14 protein-coding genes are annotated in these 20,575 nt (G+C 64.8%); 3 read left to right on the top strand and 11 right to left on the bottom strand.

Annotation, left to right across the window (positions count from 1 at the left end; translation table 11 throughout):
* Nucleotides 1-64: 64 nt before the first annotated feature.
* The 6 genes from fdhA to H535_RS0107275 form a co-directional block, all read right to left on the bottom strand.
* The gene (fdhA, locus tag H535_RS0107250) at nt 65-1,279 is read right to left on the bottom strand and encodes a formaldehyde dehydrogenase, glutathione-independent (protein ID WP_026819021.1); all 1,215 of its coding nucleotides are present in this window, start codon (nt 1,277-1,279) and stop codon (nt 65-67) included.
* Nucleotides 1,280-1,490: 211 nt separating this feature from the next.
* Nucleotides 1,491-2,645, bottom strand: coding sequence for an ABC transporter permease (locus H535_RS0107255; RefSeq protein WP_026819022.1), 1,155 nt, complete (start codon nt 2,643-2,645; stop codon nt 1,491-1,493).
* A complete protein-coding gene (locus H535_RS0107260) occupies nt 2,642-3,790 on the bottom strand; it encodes an ABC transporter permease (RefSeq protein ID WP_026819023.1) in 1,149 nt (382 codons plus the stop codon). Before H535_RS0107260 ends, H535_RS0107255 begins: the two co-directional genes overlap by 4 nt.
* 20 nt (nt 3,791-3,810) lie before the next feature.
* Nucleotides 3,811-4,782: an ABC transporter ATP-binding protein gene (locus H535_RS0107265; RefSeq protein WP_051298816.1), complete on the bottom strand. Its 972-nt coding sequence runs from the start codon at nt 4,780-4,782 to the stop codon at nt 3,811-3,813.
* Nucleotides 4,783-4,912: 130 nt separating this feature from the next.
* Entirely contained in the window at nt 4,913-8,368 is a 3,456-nt protein-coding gene (locus H535_RS24060; protein ID WP_162144860.1) for a DEAD/DEAH box helicase, read from the bottom strand.
* A 214-nt stretch (nt 8,369-8,582) separates the two neighbouring features.
* Nucleotides 8,583-9,926 (bottom strand): aminotransferase-like domain-containing protein, encoded by a 1,344-nt coding sequence (locus H535_RS0107275; RefSeq protein ID WP_026819025.1) that lies wholly within the window; start codon nt 9,924-9,926, stop codon nt 8,583-8,585.
* Between the two features lie 92 nt (nt 9,927-10,018).
* On the opposite strand from H535_RS0107275, the gene H535_RS0107280 reads away from it, so the two are divergent.
* Together H535_RS0107280 and H535_RS0107285 are read left to right on the top strand one after the other, a co-directional pair.
* On the top strand, nt 10,019-11,395 hold the full coding sequence (locus H535_RS0107280; protein WP_026819026.1) for an aspartate aminotransferase family protein: 1,377 nt from the start codon (nt 10,019-10,021) through the stop codon (nt 11,393-11,395).
* Between the two features lie 122 nt (nt 11,396-11,517).
* Entirely contained in the window at nt 11,518-13,014 is a 1,497-nt protein-coding gene (locus H535_RS0107285) for a CoA-acylating methylmalonate-semialdehyde dehydrogenase (protein WP_026819027.1), read from the top strand.
* 452 nt (nt 13,015-13,466) lie between these two features.
* Here H535_RS0107285 and H535_RS0107295 read toward each other — a convergent pair whose 3' ends face one another.
* The 4 genes from H535_RS0107295 to H535_RS0107310 all read right to left on the bottom strand — a co-directional run bounded on the left by H535_RS0107295 (nt 13,467) and on the right by H535_RS0107310 (nt 17,489).
* The gene (locus H535_RS0107295; RefSeq protein ID WP_026819028.1) at nt 13,467-14,756 is read right to left on the bottom strand and encodes an NAD(P)/FAD-dependent oxidoreductase; all 1,290 of its coding nucleotides are present in this window, start codon (nt 14,754-14,756) and stop codon (nt 13,467-13,469) included.
* A gap of 105 nt (nt 14,757-14,861) precedes the next feature.
* Nucleotides 14,862-16,568 (bottom strand): MDR family MFS transporter, encoded by a 1,707-nt coding sequence (locus H535_RS0107300; protein ID WP_026819029.1) that lies wholly within the window; start codon nt 16,566-16,568, stop codon nt 14,862-14,864.
* 15 nt (nt 16,569-16,583) lie between these two features.
* Nucleotides 16,584-17,207 carry a TetR/AcrR family transcriptional regulator gene (locus H535_RS24065; RefSeq protein WP_051298749.1) on the bottom strand — a complete coding sequence of 208 codons (624 nt, stop codon included), beginning with the start codon at nt 17,205-17,207 and terminating at the stop codon, nt 16,584-16,586.
* Nucleotides 17,208-17,288: 81 nt separating this feature from the next.
* The gene (locus H535_RS0107310; RefSeq protein WP_026819030.1) at nt 17,289-17,489 is read right to left on the bottom strand and encodes a hypothetical protein; all 201 of its coding nucleotides are present in this window, start codon (nt 17,487-17,489) and stop codon (nt 17,289-17,291) included.
* A gap of 104 nt (nt 17,490-17,593) precedes the next feature.
* Between H535_RS0107310 and H535_RS0107315 the strand changes: the two genes are divergently transcribed.
* Nucleotides 17,594-19,105, top strand: a complete 1,512-nt coding sequence (locus tag H535_RS0107315; protein ID WP_342667721.1) for an FGGY-family carbohydrate kinase — start codon at nt 17,594-17,596, stop codon at nt 19,103-19,105.
* Nucleotides 19,106-19,485: 380 nt separating this feature from the next.
* Here H535_RS0107315 and H535_RS0107320 read toward each other — a convergent pair whose 3' ends face one another.
* Entirely contained in the window at nt 19,486-20,451 is a 966-nt protein-coding gene (locus tag H535_RS0107320) for a sugar-binding transcriptional regulator (protein ID WP_026819032.1), read from the bottom strand.
* Nucleotides 20,452-20,575: the final 124 nt, after the last annotated feature.

Below are 20,575 nucleotides of genomic sequence, written 5' to 3' on the forward strand. Positions count from 1 at the left end.
TGTGGCGGCGAACCCCCGGATACCGCCACAGCTGCCTATACCCCCGCCGGGAGAGCCCCGGTCGCTATGCGGGCAAGTACCCGTTCGGGTTGAGCACGTACTTGGTGGCGGCGCCGGCGTCGAACTCCTCGTAGCCGCGCGGCGCCTCTTCCAAGCCAATCGCCTTGGCGTTGACGGCCTTGGCGATGTGCACCTTGTCGTGCAGTATCGCCTGCATCAGGCCACGGTTGTATCTCATTACCGGGCACTGGCCAGTGGTGAACGACAGGGACTTGGCCCATCCGGTGCCCAGGCTCAATGACAGCGACCCCTTCTGCGCTGCCTCGTCGACCCCGCCCGGATCTCCGGTCACGTAGAGACCGGGGATGCCCATGGAACCACCGGCGGCCGTGACATCCATCAACGAGTTCAGCACCGTCGCGGGTGCCTCCGCCGCGCCCTCGCCGTGGCCCTTGGCTTCGAAACCGACGGCATCGACCGCGGCGTCGACCTCCGGCACACCGAGCAGCTGCTCGATCTGGTCCTTGGGATGGCCCTTGGACACGTCAACCGTTTCGCATCCGAAGCTGCGTGCCTGCTTGAGCCGGTCGGCATTCATATCACCGACAATGACGACGGCGGCGCCGAGCAACTGTGCGCCGACGGCGGTCGCCAGCCCCACAGGTCCTGCGCCGGCGACGTAGACCGTTGAACCAGCCCCGACGCCGGCCGTATAGGCACCGTGGAACCCGGTGGGGAAGATGTCGGAGAGCATGGTCAGGTCCATGATCTTCTCCAGGGCCTGATCCCGGTCCGGGAACGTCAGCAGATTCCAATCGGCGTAGGGAACCAATACGTAGTTGGCCTGGCCGCCGACCCAGCCACCCATGTCCACGTAACCGTAGGCGCTGCCGGGCCGGTCGGGGTTGACGTTCAAGCAGATCCCGGTTTTGCGCTCAATACAGTTCTTGCACCGACCGCAGGAAATGTTGAAGGGAACCGAGCAGATGTCGCCCTTCTTAACGAATTCCACATCCCGGCCGGTTTCGACCACTTCGCCGGTGATCTCGTGCCCGAGGACCAGATCTTTGGGAGCGGTGGTGCGGCCGCGGACCATGTGCTGGTCGGAGCCGCAGATATTGGTGGCGACGGTCTTGATGATCGCACCGTGATGCACTTGGCGGCCGACATTGGCCGGGTTCACCCCCGGGCCGTCCTTGAGCTCGAACTCCGGGTAGTCGATATCGATAACCTCGACCCGGCCCGGTTCCTTGTAGGCAACAGCTCTGTTCCCTGCCATTTGATACCCCTCCTGTTCGCAGTAGATCCGCCCATCTTTGGTGCGGATCCGATCACAAAAGTCTCACTCCGCGCCGGAAGTGGAATGCAGGCCTTGTCAGGGCGTGCCCGGTTCCCGGAGCGGGTAGGGCTTGACCACATACTAGGCCGCGCCGCCGGGGAATGCCATGGGTAGGGCCGGTGCACCGGAGGGCACCTGAGGCGCTCCGCCCTCACATCGCCCTGGCCACGCTGCGGCGCAGTGCCCATGCACCGAGTGCCAGCAGCACCGCAGCCATCGCGGCCAGCTGTGGGAGGATATCCGTCAAGCCGCCTCCGTGTCGCTGGATCTCGGCGTAGGCCTCGTAGGCCCAGGCGTGGGGCGTGACATTCGCGATGGTCCGCAGGGTGTCAGGGAACAGCTCGAGGGGCAGCATGCAGCCTCCCAGCGCAGCGAGCACGAGGCCAACGCCCACGCCCACGCCGCTGGCAGCGTTGTCGCTGTCCATCAGCGAGCCGATCAGCATTGCCCCGCCGGCCGCGACGGCCCCGAACACCATGAGCACCAGTAGCGACAGCCACAGGTTGCCCCAGTCCACGTCGAAGATCAAGGCTGTAGCCGCCATGATGTAGGAACCTTGGAAAACTGCGATCACCCACCGCCCCAGGGCTTGTCCCGCCAATGCCTGCCTCGGAGAGACAGGGGCAGCCACGATCCGTCGCTGCACGCCATACTGCCGGGACTGGATGAGCGTGACCGAGCCGGCCAGGGAGATCAGGAAGACAAACAGCAGCAGCTGGCTGGCCGCGCCGAGATCGAACTGGCCAAGCCCGCTGAATTCCTCGTCCAGCTCGCTGACGCTCTCAATTGTCACGTGCACCGGACCTACGTCCTGCTCGGCCGCGGCCAGCGCCCGCTCCGCCTCATCGGGCGGGATGCCCTGCCCGGTCAACGCAGCCCGCTGCGCGCTCTCCAGCGACACCGCCTGCAGCGCGGTCGTGACCTGTTGCGTGATGAGCTGCGAGCCGCCCTGGGTGCCGACGATGAGCTCGACCTGTGTCGGATCCCCGGCAGCGAAGGCCGCGGCGGCGTCGTTGGGGATGTACACACCTGCGGCGGCCCGGCCCCGGGCCACTTGATCGCGCATGGCTTCGTCGCCGGTGGCGCCTACCGCCACTGACAGCTCATCCAGTTCGGCGGCCAACGCTTGCCGCAGCCGTCCACCGGCACCGCTGACCGCCACACGCGATTCGGAGCCGCCACCGCCGAACTGCAGCCCCAGGACCACCACGAGCAGCAGCGGCATGAAAAAGACAAAGAAGATGTTTGACCGGTCTCGTATGAACCGCCGCAGCTCGGTCGCCGAGATGGCGAGCAGGTTCCTCATGCCGCCGCCCCTCGGTCGGGGACCAGTCGGGAAACCACAAGAGCCGCCACAGCGAAGCCGAGCATGATGAGCACCGGCTGACTGATGTCCCCCAGCCCGCCGCCGCCGGCACTGATTCCCAGGCCACGGGTGAAGGCGGCCACGGGATTGAGATCGAGCAGCATCCCGGCCGGGCCGGATGCGGTGATCGGGAAGAAGGCCCCGCCTGCCACACCGAGCACGATCGCGAAGATCGACTGCATCACGCCCGCCTGCTCGGGGGTGCGCGCCACTCGGGCGATGATGAACATCAGCGAGGTGCCGGCCGCCACCACGCAGAGCACGAGCACCAGCACCGTCAGTGGCGCACCGAAGGAAACGCCGAACAGCAGGGAGCCGGCGGTCAACAGCACCAGCGTGGCCACCACGCCCAGGATAAAGCTGGACAGCGCCTTGGAGAGCACGACCAGACCGGGCGGCATGGGCATCGCCTGCAGCCGTGCGAGGGTTCCCTGCTGTCGCTCATTGAGCAGCGCGAGCACCCCAAAGCCGACCGTGAAGAGCAGGAACAGCCCGGCCTGGCCGGCCACGATACTCGCACCGGCGCCCAGCTGCTCGGTGGCCGTCCGGCCCTCGACGGCACTCACGCGCGCCTCGGACTCAATGACCTGCTGAGCGATCCGGCCGGCCTCATCCGGCGGCAGCGCCAGCCCGGCGGCGGCAGTAGTGGCTTCGGCAGCTGCGGCGAACTGCCCGGTCACCCCTTCGATCACGGAGGTCAGGATCCCGACCTCCATGGCGGCGCTCTCGCCTTGGATGAGCTTCAGCTGTGCGCCCTGGCCGCCGGTGACGTTCTCTGTGAAGTCGGCCGGCACGGTGATCCCCAACTGCGCGTCGCCGGCCTCCACCAGCGGTCGGATCTCCGAGGCCGGAACGTCGGTAACGGTGAGGTCGATCCCCGGCACTTCGGTCACGGCGTCGACGACGACGGCGCCCAGTTCGCCGGAGTCCTGTTGGGCTGCGGCAACGGTCACGGCATCGAGATCGGTGTCGCCCGTGTCGCCGAAGACGAGGTTCATCACGAAGATCAGGGCGAACGGCACCAGCAGGCCGAAGATCGGCACCGACTTGTCCCGGATCCGCAGCCGGATATCCGACGCGGTCATAGTCCACAGCTGCCGCAGCATCAGTCGCGCAAAGCCTTGCCGGTCAGATGGAGAAACACTGACTCGAGGTCCGGACGCGAAATCTCGACATCGGCCAATTCCATACCGGCTTGGCCGGCAGCGTTGACGATCCCCGCCACCGCTGTGGGGGCCTCGCGTACCGTCAACCGCAGTGTACGGGCCTCGGTCAGCACGTGCTCCACGGCTGGCAAGCGCTCGAGTGCGCCGGCTGCGGCGGCGATATCCCCGGAGCCGTCAAGGCGGATTTCGTCGAGTTCGCCGACGATCCGGATCAGCTCGGTACGGGTGCCCTCCGCCTGGATCCGTCCGGAGTCGACGATTGCGATCCGGTCGCACAGCCGCTCCGCCTCTTCCATGTAGTGGGTTGTGTACAGTACGGACATTCCTTCGGTGGCCAGTGCCTCCACCGATTCGAGGATCGAGTTGCGGGACTGCGGGTCGACGCCCACGGTCGGCTCGTCGAGGATGAGCAGAGCCGGACGGTGCAGCAGTCCGATACCGATGTTCAACCGGCGTTTCATCCCGCCGGAAAACTCCTTGGTGGCACTCTTGGCGCGGTCGGACAGTCCGATGATGTCGAGGACCTCGTCGGTGCGCGATCGCAACTCGGCGCCGCCCAAGCCTTGCAGCCTGCCGAAGAACCTGAGGTTTTCGGCGGCGCTCAGTTCCGGGTAGATGGCCAGTTCCTGCGGGACGAGCCCCAGCAGTGCCTTCGGCCCGACCTGCCGCGGCCCCATGAGCTGCCCTGCCACGTGCACGCTGCCGGAGTCCGGACGCAGGAGACCGGCGATCATCGAGATCGAAGTGGTCTTGCCCGCGCCATTGGGGCCCAATACACCGTAGGTCTCGCCCGGCGCGATGCGGAACGACACGCCATCGACGGCACGTAGCTCACCGAAATTGCGCACCAGGTCTTGCACAACGAGGACATCCGATCCGGTGGCGGGGGATTCGGTATCGTGCTGGGTCATGGTCACCATGGGCCGGGCCTCATGCGGTCGGGGTGTGCATCTGGGTGTGCATCTGGGTGGCGCAATTCCATGCATCGTCGAACCGATGCGGATGGGCGTATTATAACACACGTCACGTCGCCTACCCGGACTATGCGAGCAGGCCCCTGACGTCGTCGGCGGTGAGCTGGGAGGCGAAGACGCCGTCGTCGTCCATTACCGAGGAGAAGAGCTGGCTTTTGCGTTCCTTCAAAGCCATCACCTTTTCCTCAATGGTGTCGCGGGAGACCAGCCGGTAGACCATCACGTTCTTGGTCTGGCCGATCCGGTGGGTGCGGTCGACTGCCTGGGATTCGGTGGCAGGATTCCACCACGGGTCCAGCAGGAAGCAGTAGTCCGCCTCGGTCAGGTTCAGTCCGAACCCGCCGGCCTTGAGGCTGATCAGGAACACCGGCGCTTCGCCGTCCTTGAACCGGTCGATGGCCCCGGCGCGGTGCCGGGTGGAGCCGTCCAGGTAGCAGTAGTCGATGCCCTCCGCCTCCAGTCGTTCGGCCGCCTTCTTCAGGAAGCTGGTGAACTGGCTGAACACCAGCGCGCGGTGCCCTTCGCCCACCACATCGCCGAGCTGTTCGAAGAGGGCGTCGAGCTTGGCCGAGGGGACGGCGGCGTACTCGTCATCGACCAGTGAGGCGTCCAAGCTCAGCAACCGCAGCAGCGTCAGCGATTGGAAAATGGTGAACCGGTTCCGATCCATGTCCTCGACCAAGCGGAGGATCTTCTGCCGCTCCGCCTGCAGATGCGTCTGGTAGATCTTCTGGTGCTTGGACCCCAGTTCCACCTCAAGGTGCTGTTCCTGCTTGGCAGGCAGGTCCGCGGCGACCGCTTCCTTGGTGCGGCGCATCATCAACGGCCTGATCCGTCGCCGCAGCTGTGCCAGCAGATCCTTGTCCCCGTTCCGCTCGATAGGTCGTTGGTACTGCTCGGCGAACTTCGTTGAGATGGGGAAGAGGCCCGGCGCAACGATGGAGAAGATGGAATGCAGCTCCATCAGGTTGTTCTCCATCGGCGTGCCGGTGATTGCCAGTTTGAACGGCGCTTGCAGGTCACGGGCACAGCGGTGCACCTTGGCCGTCCGGTTTTTCACGAACTGGGCCTCGTCCAGCACCAGCCCATCCCATCGAATCTTCTGGTACGCCTCGAAGTCGATGCGGAACAACGCGTAGGAAGTGACGACGACGTCGGCGGAGGCAGCTTGTGCCTCCAGCGACTGGCGGCTGCGCTTCCGGCTCTCGGAAATCCCGATGACGTTCAGCCCCGGCGCGAATTTGGTCGCTTCGGCAACCCAGTTGGGAACCACCGACGTCGGCGCCACCACCAGGAACGGCCGGTTTCCGGTGCTGCCGCCGGCCACCTCCTTGCGGTGCACCAGCAGGGACAGCGTCTGCAGCGTCTTGCCTAGTCCCATGTCGTCGGCGAGCACGCCGCCCAACCCGTGGTGCCAGAGGAACGCCAGCCAGTTGAAGCCGTCGACCTGGTACGGGCGCAAATCCGCCTGCACGGCGGCGGGCACGGCGGTCTGCTCCACCGACTCGAGTTCCAGCAGGCCCGAAACGGACTGTCGCCAGGCCCTCGCCTGCTCGGTTTCTTCGGCCAGCTCCTCCAACTCGGCCCACAGTCCGGCCTGGTACCGGCTGATCCGCAATTCATCCGCCACATCCGGCACCGGTTCCTGTCCGGAACCGGACAGCTTCTTCTCCTGCGTCCTGCCCTGCAGCAGCAAAGCCTCATCGACCAACCGGCGCAACCGGTCGAAGATAGGCTGCTCCAGTGACAAGTATGTCTTATCGACGAGCATAATCTTCCGTTCGCCGCGGGTCAGCGCCTTGAAGATATCGTTGAACGGCACCTTCCGCCCCTCGACCGTGACCAGCACGCCGAGGTCGAACCAGTCACTCTGGTCGGTCTCCACGGTACTGACTGTCAGCTCAGGCGTCTCGGTCAGTTCCCGGTAGTCCGGCCGTTCGCCGACGATGTCGACCCGCACGCCCTCGAGTTCTTCGACGCGCGGCAGCATCTGTTCAGTGAAATCGACTGCATCGAAGTTCTGGAACGTGGCATCGGCGGGCAGCTCCCGGATCTGCAGGGCACGGCACGCGGCGTTCATCAATGCCGCTTCGGCCGCGTGGTCCCGGTGGCCGGTTTCGCCGGGCTCCGGGCGCAGCGGCTTACGGCTGGTGCGCTGCCCGTGGGTGTACTCCCAGTCCCAGGCGGTGCCAAGGGTGTTCGCCGGACCGTAGGTTGCCGTGAGTACCAGCACCGGAGGAACCACTTCGGGGAAGCAGACCGACGAATCGCTGCTGGCCACTTCCACCCGCTGGCTCAGGGCGGGGTAGAAATCCTCCAGGAAATGGTCAACCTCGTCCGCCGGAATGGTCAGCGGATTCGTATCGGCCAGCAGTTGGCGTTCTTGCTCTGCCAGCGGTTTAGCCACTGGCGCCAGCGTGATCACTTTCGGATCCGTGGTGCTGTAACTGTAGATGCCGTGGTGACCGATGGTCCCGGACGTTTCCACCGGGTGGGGGTCGCCGTCGATCTCCACTGTGGGCGCCAAGGTGAGGTCGCCCCCGGGTCCCGAGCTATCCCTGGACCCGGACCCGGAGCCGGGCCTGGAGCCGCCGCCGTCGCCCGTGGCCAGCCGCGCATCCATACCCAGCACCGCCTGCTGGCCGACGACCACGCTCAGGTTTTTGCGGGCGCCGACCAATTCGATGCCGAGCCGTTCGGCTTCCTTGAGCAGCTGCCACAGCAGCGGACTGCTGAATTCGTCCAGCTGCAGCCAGTCGTTGTCCTCGCCATAGTAGGCCAGCCCATTGGCGCGGTGCAGGGGAGCGAACTGGCTGAACCAACGGTGCTGTTCCGGGTCCAGGTTCAGCCCGTAGGTCTTGTAGCTGATGGTGTTCCACCGCAGGTTGTTCTTCACCCAGCGCCCATTGCTGTTAAGCATCACCGGGCGCACCACCGGCCGGAGCTGCCTTCCGGCCGGTTTGGGGTTCTCCTGCCTGCGGGCCGAACGCCACGGGGCCGGGACGCGTGCCGGCGGCGCGGCGAGGTCGAACTGCAACCCGAGCGGTGTGATGGCCTGCCGACCGCCGTCCGGTGAGGTGGAGCGTTGGGAGGGGCCGACGTCGTCCAGCAGCCCGGTCAGCGACTGGCGCCAATCGAATTTCTGCCGACTCTCGGACTCTTCCTGCAAACCGGACTGAGGCTGGCGCGAATCGGAGAACACGTTCGAGCTCAGCATGTGGTTTGTGTTGCCATGCAGCAACGTCGCGGCAACGTGTTTGCACTGCTCAACCATGGGGCAACTGCACGAACTGTCCTCTGGCCGGTGCCGGCCATTGTTCATCCGGACCAGCTGAATCCGGCAGCGGTACGGAATTGCCGCCGTCCCATAGACCCGGCTGGTCACCCGGCCCGTGACGTCGTCGAACTCCAGCTCGGCGACCGAATCATCACGAGCATAGCTCTGCGCCCGGGCAAACGCGGCCCCGCCGACGTGGCGGATAATGTCGCCGACGTCGACCAACGGGAAGCTGGAAGGGGCCATGCCATTCATCTTTCCACGCGCCACTGACAGTATGTAAAACCCGGACGCCGTGGTCACCAGGGCTTTCTTGACTTCGCCGCGTCGATTGGCGCGCCGTTACCACCACGTGCCGAACAGATTGCGCATCAGCGTCGCGAGGAAGGGCCCTGAAGGCCAGGGTGCAACGCACGCTCTGTACAAGGACCGGCATTGTGGATCCCTCAGGCGCGGTGCATTACCGTCCGCCGGTCCAACCGCCGGCCCGCGCTGCCGAAGCGATCATCGCGGCCAGCTCAGCATGTGAATCGCTGGCCGCACCCACGGTCACCCGGATGTGACCGCTCTTATCCGGAAGTACGGAGAACGGCGCTCCGGGGGTGACGCCGATGCCCTGGCTGGCCAACCGGACAATGGCGGCCGATTCGTCCATGACAGGTACCCAGATGTTGATCCCATCCGGGCGGCCCACTTCGATGCCGTGTGCGGCCAGTTCGCTGACAACTGCCTGCCGCCGTCGTTGGTATTCATCCCGCGCATCGGCAACCTGCTGGCGTGGGGCCTCCCCAGTGAGCAGGGCGAGCAGGATGCGTTGCAGCAACCGGCTGCTCCATCCCTGGCCCAATTGGCGACGCGCGGAGATGTCACCCATGATGCTGGACGGTCCGCTCATGGCTGCCAGCCGCAGGTCGGGGCCGTGCGATTTGGAGAAGCTGCGCACATGCACGGTCTGCTCCGGAATCCACTGTCCGAGGCTGACCGACGGGCTCGACGCGACGGCGCCGGCGGAGTCGTCTTCAACCGCCAAGGCGCCGGAACCGCTGATGATTCCGGCCAGTTCGCCGGCCCGCTCCGGTGTCATGGATGCGCCCGTCGGATTGTGGGCGCGTGGCTGGAGCCACACGGCCGTCGCAGGGGTGCGCAAGGCTTCGGCCAGCGGGCCCGGCTGCATGCCCTGCCCATCGACGGGGGCCCCGACGATCTCCGCTCCGGCTGTTTCCAACTGATCGATCAGCAGGGGGAAGGAAGGATGTTCGACGACGACGCGGTCACCAAAGCGGATCCGGGCGCGGGTCACCATTTCCAATGCATCAAGGGCCCCGTCAGTGATGATCATTTCCTCTGCGCGGTATGGCCAATCCTGGCGCAGCACTTCAATCAGCTCGGGAACTTCCGGTTCGTCGAGGTAGCCGCCGGGGGTGGCCGCAGTGGTCAGCGTCTGCATCGCAGGACCCAAATCCGGCAGCAGCCGGGCGTCGGGAACGCCCGTGGACAGATCCTGCGTGAACAAACCCCGCTGATCCATTGCCCGGCGGTACCGTCCCGAACCCTGGCGGAATTCGGCAACGGTGGTCCCGCGCCGGCCGTTCGTTTGAATGGAGCCGGACCGTGCCAGCAGCGACCACCCGGCGCTGACCGTGGTGGGAGAGAGCTTCAACGTTGCTGCCACCGTGCGTATGGGCGGTAGCTTTTCTCCCGGCTGCAGCGTTCCCTCGCGGATGGCGCGGCTGACGGCGTTGGCGACCCCGCGGGCCGTGGGTTCTTCAGGGGACCACCCCAGCTGAGTGCCTCGGTCGTTCATTTTTGTAGTGTAACAAAGATACTATTGTATTAGTAAGGTGTGGCACGTATGCTTCCGGAAGAAGCACATTACTGACCGGCAGGAGCGCCACAATGACACCATCCATTGCTCAGGAGGGAGCGGACCCTGCGACGGGTGACCGCGTCCAGGAGCTTGATAAGGCCCACGTATTCCATTCCTGGTCTGCCCAGGCCCAAATCGAGCCGCTACCGATTGCCGGTGGAAGCGGGTCGTACTTTTGGGATTACGAAGGCAAGAAGTATCTGGACTTCTCCTCGCAGCTGGTCAACCTGAACATCGGCCATCAGCACCCCAAACTGGTGGCAGCCATTCAGGAGCAGGCGGGCAAGCTTGCCACGGTCGCGCCGCCGTTTGCCAATGACGCCAGGTCGGAAGCAGCCCGGCTGATCTCAGACCTTGCGCCCGGGGATCTCGATGCTGTCTTCTTCACCAACGGGGGAGCGGACGCCACCGAGAATGCCATCCGGATGGCCCGGCTGCACACCGGCCGGCACAAGATCCTCGCCGCCTACCGCAGCTACCACGGTTCCACGGCCGGTGCCATTTCCATGACCGGTGACCCGCGCCGCTGGCCCTCGGAACCTGCCATGCCCGGCGTCGTGCATTACTGGGGCCCTTATCCGTACCGCTCTGCCTTCCACGCTGACGATGAGCAGCAGGAATGCGAACGTGCACTGCAACATTTGCGGGACACCCTCATGGTGGAAGGCGCACACACTGTCGCCGCCATCATCCTCGAGCCGGTGGTCGGGACCAACGGGATCCTGGTGCCGCCCGATGGCTACCTGGCCGGTGTCCGCGCCATCTGCGATGAGTTCGGGATCATGATGATCTCCGACGAGGTCATGGCCGGCTTCGGCCGCTGCGGCGAATGGTTCGCGATCGACCACTGGGGCGTGACCCCGGACCTCATCACCTTCGCCAAGGGCGTCAACTCCGGTTATGTGCCAATGGGCGGGGTGGTTATCTCCCGACGTATCGCCGAAACCTTCGATGACCGGCCGTACCCCGGCGGGCTGACCTACTCGGGCCATCCGCTGGCCTGCGCCTCCGCGGTTGCATCGATCAACATCTTCCGCGATGAAGGCATCAACGAAAACGCGAAGATGCTGGGTGACGAGGTGATCGGGCCCGAGCTGGCGAAAATCGCCGAACGACACCCAAGCGTCGGGGATGTCAGGGGCCTGGGGGTCTTCTGGGCCGTGGAGCTGGTCAAGGACCGCGACACGCGGGAACCGCTGGTGCCCTTCAACGCCAGCGGCCCGGAAGCCGCTCCCATGGGCGAATTCGCGGCCGCGTGCAAGAGCCGCGGCCTGTGGCCGTTCACTCACTTCAACCGCACCCATGTGGTGCCGCCGTGCACGGCAACTCCCGACGAAGTCCGCGAGGGGCTGGCCATTCTGGACGAGGCGTTGGACGTGGCCGACACGTACTACACCGGCAGCTGATTCAAAAGCCAGCCCGGAACCGGCCGGTCCGACGCGGTCCTGGCCGTACTGACAGCACCGGGTCAGCACCGGGCCAGGCCGGAAACGACGACTGAGAGCAACAAGACGTAAGGACTTTATTGATGGCGAGTACGATTGCGCATTTTATTAATGGTGAGGTGACTTCGGGTTCGGGGTCGCGGTCGCAGGATGTGTTTAACCCGGCGACCGGGCAGGTCACTGGTGAGTTGCGGTTGGCGAACCAGGACGATATTAAGAGTGTGGTTGCTGCTGCCCGGGCCGCGGCGGATTCCTGGGCGCAGGTGTCGTTGTCGAAGCGGACGGCGGTGTTGTTCCGGTTTCGTGAACTGCTCTCGGCGCATGTTGATGAGCTGGCTGAGCTGGTCACGGCCGAGCATGGCAAGGTCCTCTCCGATGCCGCCGGTGAGATCGGCCGCGGCCTGGAGGTCGTCGAGTTCGCCTGCGGGCTGGTCGAGCACCTCAAGGGTGAGTATTCGGATCAGGTCTCGACCGGCATTGATGTGTACTCGTTCCGGCAGCCCCTCGGTGTGGTGGCCGGGATTACTCCGTTCAATTTCCCGGTGATGGTGCCGTTGTGGATGGCTCCGGTGGCGATCGCCACCGGTAACGCGTTCATTTTGAAGCCGTCGGAGCGGGACCCGTCCGCCTCAATGCTGATGGCGCGGCTGTGGAAGGAGGCGGGCCTGCCGGACGGGGTGTTCAATGTGCTCCAGGGCGATAAGGAGGCCGTCGACGGTCTGCTGACCCACCCGGAGGTGGACGGTGTCTCGTTTGTGGGCTCGACGCCGATCGCGAAGCATGTGCACGAGACGGCCACCGCCCATGGTAAGCGGGTCCAGGCCCTCGGCGGGGCGAAGAACCACGCGGTGGTGTTGCCGGACGGTGACATGGACCTGGCCGCCGACCACTTGAACGCTGCAGCGTTCGGGTCGGCCGGCCAACGCTGCATGGCAATCTCCGTCGCGGTCGCCGTCGGCGACGCCGCCGACACCCTGGTCGGCAAGGTCACCGAACGCGCGAACAACGTCACGGTCGCCGAGGGCACCAACCCGGATTCGGATATGGGCCCGGTGATCACCCCCGCCGCCCGGGAGAAAGTCACCCGCATTGTCGGTGAGGCCGAGGCCGATGGTGCCGCCCTGGTCGTGGACGGCCGGGATCTGGTCGTGGAGGGTAATGAGGAGGGGTTCTTCGTCGGGCCCACCGTCATCGACCAGGTCAAAACGCAGATGAGTGCGTATACGGAGGAGATCTTCGGACCGGTGCTCGTCGTGGTCCGCGCCGCGGATCTGGATGAGGCGATCGGACTGATCAACGCCAACCCGTACGGTAACGGCACCGCGGTGTTCACCTCCTCCGGTGCCTACGCGCGGAAGTTCCAGCGTTCGGTGCAGGTGGGCATGGTGGGGGTCAATATCCCGTTGCCGGTACCGGTGGCCTGGCACTCCTTCGGCGGGTGGAACGATTCCCTGTTCGGGGACCTGCACATCTACGGGCCCGACGGCATTCGCTTCTACACCCGCAACAAAGTCATCACTCAACGCTGGCCCGAACCAGCCCACACCTCCAACGCCACCTTCAACTTCCCCTCCAACTGACAACGGAAGTTGCCCGGCCGGCCATGAACTTCGGTCCGGCCGGGGCGAGGCAGTATCGGCGCACCGTCGGACAGGGCGGCTTAAATACTTCAAGCAAGCTCTGCGAGTGAGGAGTTTCCGGAATCCGGCTCTCCCAAACTCACTGTTTGCCCTTGCCGTCGTCGGCTACGTGTTACGCAAATTCGGAGAAAACACATCGAATATTGTCAAGACGATGACGGGATCGTCATCAAATTGATATTCACAGCTGGCGTTAAGGTCATTTAGGGCGTTTGTTTACATTCGATCCGTAGGTTTTTAAGTACCTCATGAAGGTGCGAGTGATGAACGGCCGATCTTCCCCCGGATCGGTCACGGTGCCGGTGAGCGATGGAGTTTCCCCCAACTACTCCTCGCTCGCCGGCACCATTTCGTTTAATCAGCGGCTCAATCAGCGGGTTAGCCAGGTTTAGTCAGCTGCGGCTGAACCGGTCGGGCGAGAAAGCCGCTTCATGCAGGGTCGGGGCAGCTTCGAGCAGGCCCCGCGCCACCAGTTCTCCTGTGACTGGTCCGAGAGTCAGCCCCCACATTCCATGCCCGGCAGTCACCGTCAGGTTGGGACGCTTCGTGCTGCGGCCGATGACCGGGACGCCGTCGGAGGTGCAGGGCCGTTGTCCGGCCCAGGTCTGGATGGTCCTGCTGATGTTCAGCCGGGGGAGCCCACGGTCGCCGGCGTCGCGGATGGCCTGAATTCTACGTTGGTTGAGTTCCCGCGGATCGCCGCCCAACTCCAACGTGCCGGAGAGCCGCAGCCGGTCCGGATACGGCGTGGCAACCACTTTCAGCTCCTTGAACAGCATGGGAATCTCCGGAACCTCACCGGTCACCTCGAGGTCAACCACATACCCCTTCGCACCTTGCAGCGGCATTCGGACACCCACGTTCCCGCACAGCCGGTCGGATTCCAGCCCGGCGGCCACGACGTATTCGTCGCCGGTGAAACGGCCGCGGTTCGTGCTGACGCCGGTGATGCGTGTGGCGCCGGCGTCCAGTTGCCGGACGTGGGTTCCCCAGTGGATGGTGGCGCCGTGTTGCTCTGCGGTCTTCAACGTGGCGGCGACGAACTCCTGGCTTCCGCAGATGGCCTCGGCCGGCCGGTGAATCGCCCCGGCGACCGTTCCCAATGCTGGTTCCAATGTGCGGGTTTCGTCTGCGGTCAGTAATCGGGTCTGGCCGGAATCAGCCCCGGGCTGATGGGTTCCGCCTCCGGGCGCACCTGCTCCGTCGTCGAAGGTTTCCCGCGTCTGCTCGTAGTGCTGTTCTGTGAGGAACACATCCATCGAGCCGCTGTGCCGGTAGCCGGTGTCCATCCCGTCGTCCGCGTATGCGGCATGCAGTTGCAGGCTGTGTTCGGCCAGTTCCTGCAGCCGCGCGGTCATGGCGCGGGCACGCCGGGGGGTGGATGCGGCCGCGAACTGGAGGAACCACGGCAGCAGCTTCGGGTTGGGGTGGACGTGGAACGGACTGTCCGGGGCGAACATATAGCGCAGCCCGTCCAGCACATTCGCCGGCGTCGTCAGTGGCTCAACATGGCTGGGTGCCAGCAGCCCGGCGTTAGCGTAGGAACAGCCGTTGCCCACGGCATCGCCTGCTTCGAGCACGGTGACCGAGGCTCCGCGCCTTGCCAGTTCGCACGCAGTGGCCGCTCCCACGGCTCCTGCTCCAATAATGACGACGTCGGCATGTGAGTTATTGGTGCCCATATTCGCCATTGTAGGCACGGACCCGCAATCGGGGTGCCCGCCACGGCCGGAACGATTTCCAAGCCTGGCCCAAGGCTGGCCGAAGCCGGGCCGAAGCCGGGCTCCTTAGCCGGAAGCGCCGTCGTCGTCCTTGCTGCCGATGCCTGTACGTCCGGTTCCCCGCTGCTCCGGGTCGGTTCCCAGGGGCACCAACGGCTCCGCCGCGCGTTCCGAAGCCAGCCGCTCGGTCTCCAGACGCTCCGCTTCCTCGCCGCCGATGGCTTCGCCGCGGGACACCATGCCCGCCGTGTCGGACAGCGGGATCTGCTTGAGGCGCAATGCCAGCAAGAATGCGATCACCAAAAATGGAATCAAGTACCAGAAGACCGGGGCCAGCGAGTCCGCGTAGGCCGCAACAATGCTGTCCTGGATGGGTTCGGGCAGCTTTGACATCGCTTCCGGGCCGAGGTTCGCAGCGGCCGAGCCCGCGTTGCCGCCGGCTGCACCCGAACCGGCGAATGTCTCGGTGAGCTTATCGCTCAGCCGCGAGGTGAAGATGGAACCGAAGACTGCCACACCGAGGGAGGCGCCGACTTCGCGGAAGTAGTTGTTGGTGCTGGTGGCGGTTCCGACGATACTGGCCGGTACGGAGTTCTGCACCACCAGGACCACCACCTGCATGATCAGGCCCAGTCCGGCGCCGAAGAAGAACAGCATGGCGCAGATGACCCAGATGGGGGTGCTGGCCTCCAGCGTCGTCATCCACAGCATCGCCGCAATGGTCAGCAGCGTTCCCGTAATCGGGTACTTCTTGTAGCGGCCGGATTTGGTGATGGCGAGACCGGAGTAGATGGACGTTCCCATCATGCCCACCATCATAGGCAGCATCAGTAATCCGGATGTGGCGGCGGACGTTCCCGAAGACATCTGCAAAAACGTTGGCATGAACGCCAGGGCGGAGAACATCCCCAGCCCGAGGGTGAAACCAATTGCGGTGCTGTGGATGAAGATGGGGTTCTTGAACAGTCCCAGCGGAATGATCGGGTCCTCGGCGCGGCGTTCGACGAAGATAAACAGGGTTGCCGCAACAACAATCCCGGCGCCGAAGAGCCAGGTCAGCGGCGAGTCCCAGCCCTGCTCCTCATTGCCGCCGAAGTCGGTGAAGAAGATCAGGCAGGCGGTGGCGACAGAAAGCAGCCCGACGCCGGGCAGGTCCAGTTTCTTCTCGGCGCGCTTGTTCGGAATGGTCAAGGCGAAATACGCCAGCGCGAAAGCGGCGAGGCCGATCGGAATGTTGATGTAGAAGCACCACTGCCAGGACAAGTGGTCAACGAAGAAGCCGCCCAGCAGCGGTCCCGCGACAGCCGAGAGGCCGAAGATGCCGCCCAGCGGGCCCATGTACTTGCCGCGCTCATTGGCGGGAACGATGTCGGCGATGATCGCCTGGGAGAGGATCATCAGGCCGCCGCCGCCCAGGCCCTGCATGGCGCGGAAGGTGACGAAGCTCCAGAAATCGGTGGCCAGCGAGCACAGCAGCGACGCGACGGTGAACAACGCAATGGCGAACAGGAAGAGGTTTCGCCGCCCCAGCACGTCGCCGAACTTGCCGTAAATCGGCATCACAATCGTGGTGGCCAGCAGGTAGGAGGTGACAATCCATGCCTGGTGCTCTACGCCGCCGAGCTCGCCGACGATGGTGGGCATGGCGGTGGAGACAATGGTCTGGTCCAGGCTGGCGAGCAGCATGCCCGCGATGAGGGCGGAGAATATGATCCAGATCCGCCGCTGAGTGAGCAGCAGCGGTTCGGAGGACCGCGAGGCCGTGGTGGTCATGAGTTCCTTCGAGACTTAGAAGAGTGTTTTTGCGGTGGCGTAGTAGTCGGTGAGAACCGTGCGATAGCTGTCGTCGTTGTCGGCGCTGAAGTATTTCTGGCCCGCCTTTTGGGACAAACCTGTCAGTAGGACCGTGGCGGTGACGGCGCGGGTATCATCCGGATCCAGCTGCTCGCGCTCTGCGATCAGCTCGACAATCTCCGCCTCCCACTTGTCCTTGCTGCCAATAATCTTTGCCAGCAAGGCCGGTTCTTTCTCGATGGCAGCAATCAACTTGCGATGCTGCGTCCGGTCCAAGGGGGACTGCTCCATCATCCGGCAGGACAATTCCACGAGATCGTCGAACAGCGAGCCCGAGATTTCACCAGCCGGCGATTCAACCCCGCCGGCGACGAATGCCTCGGCAAGATGTTCGGGCACGCCGTCCTCGTGGTGCCCTATCAGCGCATCTTCCTTGCTGGGAAAGTAGTTGAAGAAGGTGCGCCGGGAAATGCCCACCTGCTCGCACAGCTGCTCAATGGTGAAGTGCGAGAAGCCGTGCTCCAAGGTCAGCGCGCGCGCAGCATCGCTGATGGAGGCACGCAACGCACTGCGCTTCCGTTCCCGCAGGCCCCCGGCAGGAGTTGCACTATTACTCACAAAGTGTATTTTTGCACTCACGCAATGACGGTGCAAGTTATGTGCGCGAGCACACATTGCTCACGGCGATGTCACAATCGGCTACTCGTTGTCGCGGGGGTACTCTTCGTCGTCCTCCACATAGAGCTCCTGCTCGGCGACGTCAGCCTCGTTGGCTTCTGTCGGCGACTGCGGTGCGTGGGGGACGTCTTCTTCGTCATCCCAGGAGGCGGTCCGGCGCTGTTCCAGGATGTCCGCCTCAGGTGCGTCCGGTTCCAAGGGGTCGGGGACTGGGTCGCTCATATCAACCTCCTGTACAGCTGACGATTTCACTCTGCAGTCCATACCCTACCCGCGGTGCATGGCCTTGGATAGCGCGGATTGTCTGGGGCGGCCGATAGCATGGAGTGGACTCTTCGCGACGGGTGGATACGACGATGTTCCTGGGAATCGATATAGGCACTGGAAGCAGCAAGGCCGTGCTGGCCGCTGCCGACGGTTCCATAGTGGACCGTGCCAGTGTCACCCATGATGTCGAGTTGCCTCACCCCGGGTGGGCGGAGTTCGACGCCGAGGCGGTCTGGTGGCAGGAGATCGCCGTGCTGTCACGTGAACTGTTTTCACGGAACGACGCCGGCAGCCTCAAGGGAGTCTGCGTCAGCGGGATGGGGCCGTGCCTGGTGGTGACTGACGACGCGTTCACGCCGTTGCGTCCGGCCATCCTGTACGGGGTTGACACCCGCGCCACCGCGGAAATTGCGGAGCTGACCGAAGAATTCGGCCCCGGGAGCATCTTCGAGACCTGCGGAAAGGATTTATCCTCGCAGGCCGTAGGGCCCAAGCTCCGCTGGTTGGCCAATCACGAGCCCGAAGTGTTCGCGCGTGCGACGCACTGGTTCGGGCTCAACTCCTATATCGTGGCCAAGCTGACTGGCGAGTACATCCAGGACCATCACTCGGCGAGCCAATGCGATCCGCTCTACGACGTGAGGCGGCTGGATTGGCATCCGGAGCACGTCGCAGCGGTCGCCGGGCACCTGGCAACACCGCGGCTGGCCTGGTCTGACGAGGTGGTTGGTACAGTCACCGCTGCCGCGGCGGATTTCACCGGCATTCCCGCCGGGACGCCGGTGTGCGCCGGAACGGTGGATGCGTGGGCCGAGGCGTTCAGCGCCGGCGTGCAGCAGCCCGGAGACCTGATGTTGATGTATGGATCCACCATGTTCCTGGTCCATATCCTCAGCGAACCCCGCAGCCACCCCATGCTCTGGGCCTGCTCAGGCGTCACCAAGGACACCTTGACCCTGGCTGCCGGCATGGCGACGTCGGGCAGTCTGATCAGCTGGCTGCGGCAATTGTTCGGGGATGTGCCAATCAACCAATTGCTCGAGGAAGCCGCGGCGGTCCAGCCCGGCGCGGAGGGCCTGTTGGTGCTGCCCTACTTCGCCGGCGAGCGCTCGCCGATCCAGGATCCGGACGCTCGCGGCACGGTGACCGGGCTGACTCTGCGGCACGGCCGGGGACACCTGCTGCGTGCCGCCTATGAAGGTATGGCATTCGGCGTCCGGCAGATCCTCGAGTCAGTTGAAGGCAGCGGCGAACCCGTGCGGCGCCTCGTCGCCGTCGGTGGCGGCACCAATGCGCCGCTGTGGACCCAGATCATCAGCGATATCACCGGCCGGACCCAGGTGGTGCCTCACCAGACGATCGGCGCCAGCTATGGCGATGCGCTGATGGCGGCGATCGGCACCGGATCGGTTCCGGCCGATACGGTGTGGGCGCAGCCCGACCACACCGTCGAGCCGAATCCGGCCAATGTCGAAATCTATGACCGGCTGTTCGACACCTACGCCGGGTTGTATCCGGCCATCCGCGACCAGATGCACGCGCTCGCGGCAGTCCAGCGCGATTACAGTTGAGCCCCGGCGCGGGGCCGCGCGGATGGGCGGGGCCGTGCGCTGTCCGGCGCGTGAGCGCCGGCGCGGGGCCGCGCGCCATCGCGGGGTCATAGACGTTCGAATGGAGCCATTCGTGCGCGTGGACGCCGTCATTCGTGCGTCATGCGCGGTGGGATGGAGTCATGCATGGGGCCTTGGCATGGGACCCCGCGCTGCGCTGGCATAAGGCTTCCCGAGATGCCGTTACCCAAGGAATCGCCGCTTACCTGAACAGAGCAGCCGCTTCCCTAAGGAGTCGCCGGTTGCAACCGGCGATTCCTTAGGGAAGGTCGTATTCTGTGGCGACTGGACAGAGCGTGCGGTGCTGTGTCCGGCAGCAGGACGGGGCGGGGCGGCTGCGCCTACTCTTCCTCCACGAGGTCGATGACGGCGCGGGCGGTGCGGGCGTCGGTGATCAACCGGTTGAAGTAGCCCGCCTTCGCCCCGGCGACGATGCTGGAGGCCTTGTTGAGTCCGACGGCGGCAGCGACCGTGTGCGGTACCTGCTGCAGGGTTTCCAACCGGGTGTTGATCATCCGCTCGCTGCCGGGGAAGGGGACATCGTGTCCGGCGGCGTCGAAGAAGTTCAGGCAAATGTCACCCACCGCGCGCAGCAGCGAGTCGTCATCGCTCGGGATGAATTTGGAGATCGATCCCCGGCTGGATGGGGGCGCGCCGACGCCGAGCAGCGCCATTGAGGCGTTTTCCCAGAGGCGCTGGATCCGCTGGAACGATGCATCGCGGTGGATGCTGGTGTACATCTCCGGTGATGGCAGTGCCTGGGCGAAGAGGAACGCCGGGCTGCCGCCGGTCTTTTCGGCCATCGTCCGGGCGATCTCGTTGGTTTGGTACCACGGTTCAGGTTCGGCCTGCCCGCCCACGGTGGGGGAGATGATGACGCCGGGCAGGCGCGGCAGTACGCCTTCGACGATGTCGTATACGGTGCGGCCCGAAGAGACCAGCAGTACGTCGCCGGCGGTCAGGCCGATATCGGCGAACACCTCGTCCACTTGGGCCGACAGGCCAGCTCCCATGCGGGCGGACTGGTCGCCGTCGGCCACGTAGGCCTTGTGCAGTCCCAGGGTGCGGGCAAGGTCTTCGGCGAGCAGCCGGCCCTCGTCGTTGGCTGGATTGATCACCTCTATGCGCACCAGCCCCACACGGCGGGCCTCGGCGAGCAGTCGGCTCACCGTGGGGCGGGATACCTGCATCCGTTCGGCGATCTGCACCTGGTTCGCCTCTTCCAGGTAGTACATCCGGGCAGCCTCGTAGAGGGTGGCCAGGGAAAACTTGCTCCCGGGCGCTTCAGCGGTGGTGCTCGGCTTCATTCCCCTCCTCGGCGGGTGCGGATGATGGACTTCCGACTTTACCGCCATCGGTGCCTCCTTCCAGCCATCCGGGAACAAAATTTCCGGAAAAACATCAAATAGAAATATTGTTCTTGACAAATGT

The organism is Arthrobacter castelli DSM 16402, assembly GCF_000430705.1.
GTDB lineage: Bacteria > Actinomycetota > Actinomycetes > Actinomycetales > Micrococcaceae > Arthrobacter_C > Arthrobacter_C castelli.